This window comes from Rhodoferax ferrireducens, from assembly GCF_049302455.1.
Lineage (GTDB): Bacteria > Pseudomonadota > Gammaproteobacteria > Burkholderiales > Burkholderiaceae_C > Rhodoferax > Rhodoferax ferrireducens_B.
Genome location: NZ_JBAQMD010000092.1, coordinates 1 through 3,751 on the forward strand (window position 1 = coordinate 1; position 3,751 = coordinate 3,751).

The 3,751-nt window shown below is 59.0% G+C and carries 4 protein-coding genes; 3 read left to right on the top strand and 1 reads right to left on the bottom strand.

Features of this window, described 5'->3' with window-relative positions; translation table 11 throughout:
- Nucleotides 1-104 precede the first annotated feature (104 nt).
- Nucleotides 105-1,094 carry a carboxymuconolactone decarboxylase family protein gene (locus WA157_RS15750; RefSeq protein ID WP_422621866.1) on the top strand — a complete coding sequence of 330 codons (990 nt, stop codon included), beginning with the start codon at nucleotides 105-107 and terminating at the stop codon, nucleotides 1,092-1,094.
- 92 nt (nucleotides 1,095-1,186) lie between these two features.
- The gene (locus WA157_RS15755; protein ID WP_422621867.1) at nucleotides 1,187-2,242 is read left to right on the top strand and encodes a VOC family protein; all 1,056 of its coding nucleotides are present in this window, start codon (nucleotides 1,187-1,189) and stop codon (nucleotides 2,240-2,242) included.
- Here the strand turns inward: WA157_RS15755 and WA157_RS15760 are convergent.
- Nucleotides 2,137-2,610 carry a phage integrase N-terminal SAM-like domain-containing protein gene (locus tag WA157_RS15760; protein WP_422621868.1) on the bottom strand — a complete coding sequence of 158 codons (474 nt, stop codon included), beginning with the start codon at nucleotides 2,608-2,610 and terminating at the stop codon, nucleotides 2,137-2,139. The genes WA157_RS15755 and WA157_RS15760 overlap by 106 nt on opposite strands.
- Before the next feature lie 32 nt (nucleotides 2,611-2,642).
- Between WA157_RS15760 and WA157_RS15765 the strand changes: the two genes are divergently transcribed.
- Nucleotides 2,643-3,458 carry a PIN domain-containing protein gene (locus WA157_RS15765; protein ID WP_422621869.1) on the top strand — a complete coding sequence of 272 codons (816 nt, stop codon included), beginning with the start codon at nucleotides 2,643-2,645 and terminating at the stop codon, nucleotides 3,456-3,458.
- The last annotated feature ends 293 nt before the right edge of the window (nucleotides 3,459-3,751 follow it).

The following is a 3,751-nucleotide window of genomic DNA, read 5'->3' on the forward strand; positions in this document are numbered from 1 at the left end:
GGCGTGTGGCAGATTCGCTACAAGAAGGTTGGCCTGCTCAACTGCGATTCCGAAATCACCAACCTGACCTTCCTGCTCTAACGGGCCCCACCCGCGAGGTCGTCATGAAAAACGAAGGCACGTTCAACATCGAAGCCGCCGACGGCTTTCCGTTCTCCCGCGACAGCAAGGACTTCCAGCAAGGCGTGGCCCTGATGCGCAAGGTGTTGGGCGCCGAGGATGCCGCCAAGGTCGAAGGCCTGATCGACAACCCGCTGTTCGGCAGCGAACTGGGCTACCTGTTCTCCAAGACCTGGGGCGCGCTGTACGCCCGCGACAACCTGCCGCTGCGCGACCGCGCCCTGCTGCTGATGGGTACCGATCTGGCGCTCGGCCGCGAGGGCCCGCTCAAGGACCACATGCGCGTGGCCCTGCACGCCGGCCTGAGCCCGGCGCAGATCATCGAGGTGCTGTTCCAGTCGATGTTCTACATCGGCGCACCGGGCATGGTGCTGGGCCTGAAGGTGGCCAGCGAGGTGCTGGCGCCGCACATGGAGGCGATGAAAAATGCGCCTGCAATTCCGCAACGAGTAAGGGAGGGGACGATGATCAACGATCTTGGCGTACGTATGGGGCCGATCAACCACGTGGCGATGGCGGTCAAGGACTGGGAGAAGACCGCCCGCGGCTTCGCCAGCCTGATGGGCCTTAAAACCTGGCGCAAGATGGAAATCCCGTCTGCCATCATGGAAAAGGCCGAGTACTACGGCAAGCCATGCGAGTTCGTGTGGATATCCGCCTTCGCCAAGCTGGGCGACACGCTGATCGAGCTGTGCCAGCCGGTGTCCGGACAGACCATCTTTGGCGACTTCGTGCAGCAGTACGGCGACGGCATGCAGCACGTGGGCGACCTGTCGCACCCGGACCCGCTGGAACTGGTGCGCCGCTACACCAGTCAGGGCGTGAAGGTAGCCAACTACTGCAAGATCGCCGGCATCGCCGAGCTGTTCTTCCTGGACACCCGCGAGCAACTGGGCGGCATGTTCCTGGAAGTGGTGGCGCCGCCGACCTACGCGCAAATCGCCGCCATGGGCGAGGACGTCACCTTCACCTGAGCGCGCCCCGCCCGGCGCACGCGAACAAACCCTCAGGCCGGCTCGACCCGGCCTGATTTTTTTATGTGAACCGCAAACGAGGAGATTCCCCCATGTCCGCCACCATCCCCGTCGACAAATGGCAATACACCACGGTCGTCGTGCGCGACTACCGGCAGGTGGTGTGCAACTTCGCGCGCTTCTTTGGCATCGACCGCTGGGAAGTGATCCGCGTCGACGGCAAATACCTCACTAACGCCATGTTCGAAGGCAAGGCCGCCCAGCACCGCTGGATATCCGTGTTCGGCCACAACGGTGAGCTGGGCATCGAGCTGATCCAGCCGGTGGATGGCCCGTCCGGCTACCAGGCCATGCTCGACAGCGTCGGCGAGGGCATGTACGGCGTGGCCGCCAGCGTGTGCGAGCCCGCGCAGTTCGAAACGCTCAAGGCCGAGCTGGCTGCCCAGGGCATCGGCATCCGCCAGAGCGGCACCTTCTTCGACGCCGTCGACTACTACCAGCTCGACACCCGCGACGCGCTGTCGAACGTGATCGTCGAAGTGCACTGCCCGCGCCGACCGGACTGGCGCAGCGCCATCAAGCCGGACGAAGTGCTGCACATGGACCTCAAACACCTGGGGCCAAAGTTCCTGCCGACGCAGAAAATGCTGCACATCGGCGTGGTCTGCAAGGACCGCAACCGCACCAAGGCCAACCTGCAACAACTGTTCGGCATGCAGCGCTGGATCGAGTTCCAGATCGAAAGCGGCGTGACCATCGAAGAAACCACCTACTACGGCCAGCCCTGCTACCACGCCTACGACAACCACGTCGGGCGCCTGGGCGAGCTGTGCTTCGAGCTGATCACCCCGCGCAGCGACAAGTGCGTCTACGACGAATTCCTGAAAGAACGCGGCGAAGGCATGCACCACACCTTCCCCACCATCTGCTCGAAGGAAGAATTCACCGCCGCCCTGCCGGAACTGGAAAAGCACGGCATGCCCGTCATCCAGGGCGGCCGCATCGGCGACATGATGGAGTACTACTACGTGGACACCCGCCGCTACCTGCCGGGCATTACGACAGAAGTCGTCATCCCGCTACGGACCGACTGGCTGTCGCTGTTCTTCCCGAATCCCGGCGATGCGTCGATTTTGATGGGGGATTGAGCAGGAATGCGGATATCTGCTGTTGGGCGGGCTCGGCGCAGCCGTAACCCGCCGGGCCGATGTTGTCGAGGACAACGGCGCAATGCGCCATGCTTGTTGCGCCCTTCCCGGGCTTGGGTGGCCGCCGCCACGTGGCGCGCCGCCGCCAGGTTGGTCAGAAACGCCTCCACCCCGGCTTTGCCCATCTCCCCGAGGTGGCGCATGCCGTGGAAAAGGATGTATCGTTTATCCAGTGAACGTAGGACGTCTCGATCCGCTTGGCGCACCCCAGCCGCTGGACCCTTTGCCGAACCTGGTCCAGCAGCTTGGGCAGCGGGAAAGAGTGTGTCGGAAATCCATATCAGAGTTGTACGCCAAGTGGTATACATATTACGTTATGCTTCATCAAAGATGACCTGCAGTGGCTGAAACCATCCTCGATTCTCTCCTCTTCGTAGATACAAATGTATTGCTCGACTTCTATCGCATCCGCAAGACCGACATTAGCTTGAAGTATCTCGAGCAACTCGAAGCTTGCAAAGACCGCTTAATCGTCGGTTCTCAGATCGAAATGGAGTACAAAAAGAATCGCCAGCGGGCGATCGTTGAGTCTCTCAACAATTTCGGATCCCCGGACTGGGGGAAACTAACCGGCCCCGCACTTGTCGCCGACTTGCAAGCTATGAAAATGATCGAGAAGAAGAAGAAGGAAATTGGTGCCCAGAAAACAATATTAGACACAAAGATTCGGAATATCCTAAGCAACCCCTCAGCTCACGATCCTGTATATCAGTGTCTACAAAGAATATTTAGGCATCAATCTCCTTACAACCTCGCTAGAACAAACAGAGAGCGCTTTACCATTAGGCGGCTTGCCAGGAAACGGTTCGTCCTCGGCTATCCACCACGAAAACAATCAGACACCTCAATTGGAGATGCAATCAATTGGGAATGGATAGTCCAATGCTCTTTGGCCAGCGGAAAGCACATAGTAATCGTAACTAGAGATACAGACTTCGGCGCTACATATGAAGGAAATTCTTACCTTAATGACTGGTTGAAGCAAGAATTTGCCGCGCGGGTTAGTCGAAAGCGCAAAATTATCCTCACTGACAAGCTTTCCCAAGGATTGAAGGTAGTGCATGCCGCAGTATCGAAGGAAATGGAGGAAGAGGAAAAGCGCCTTCTGGCTGAGCTGATAGGCGACTACGACCTCAATGAAGAAGATGAAACATAACAAAATCCCGGCAGGTTGGGCTGACGCGGGAAGCGAGCGGTAAGGTAGGCAAAGCGCAGCTTGCCCAAGCACTTCTTTATCCCAGTCGCATAGGATGCAATAAGAGCGCCGCATTGCGCCATAGTGCGTTTTATTCGAGCGACGTGAACATGGCGAAGATTTCGCCCTCGGTGCGATGGGGCACGCCTTCACCTTAGCCCGCGTAGATACTGTTATCCACATCAAGCCAGTTGATGCAAGGCCGGGTCAAAAGGCCGTCCGGACCGCAGCACGCCGTAGGCGACGCACAGCAG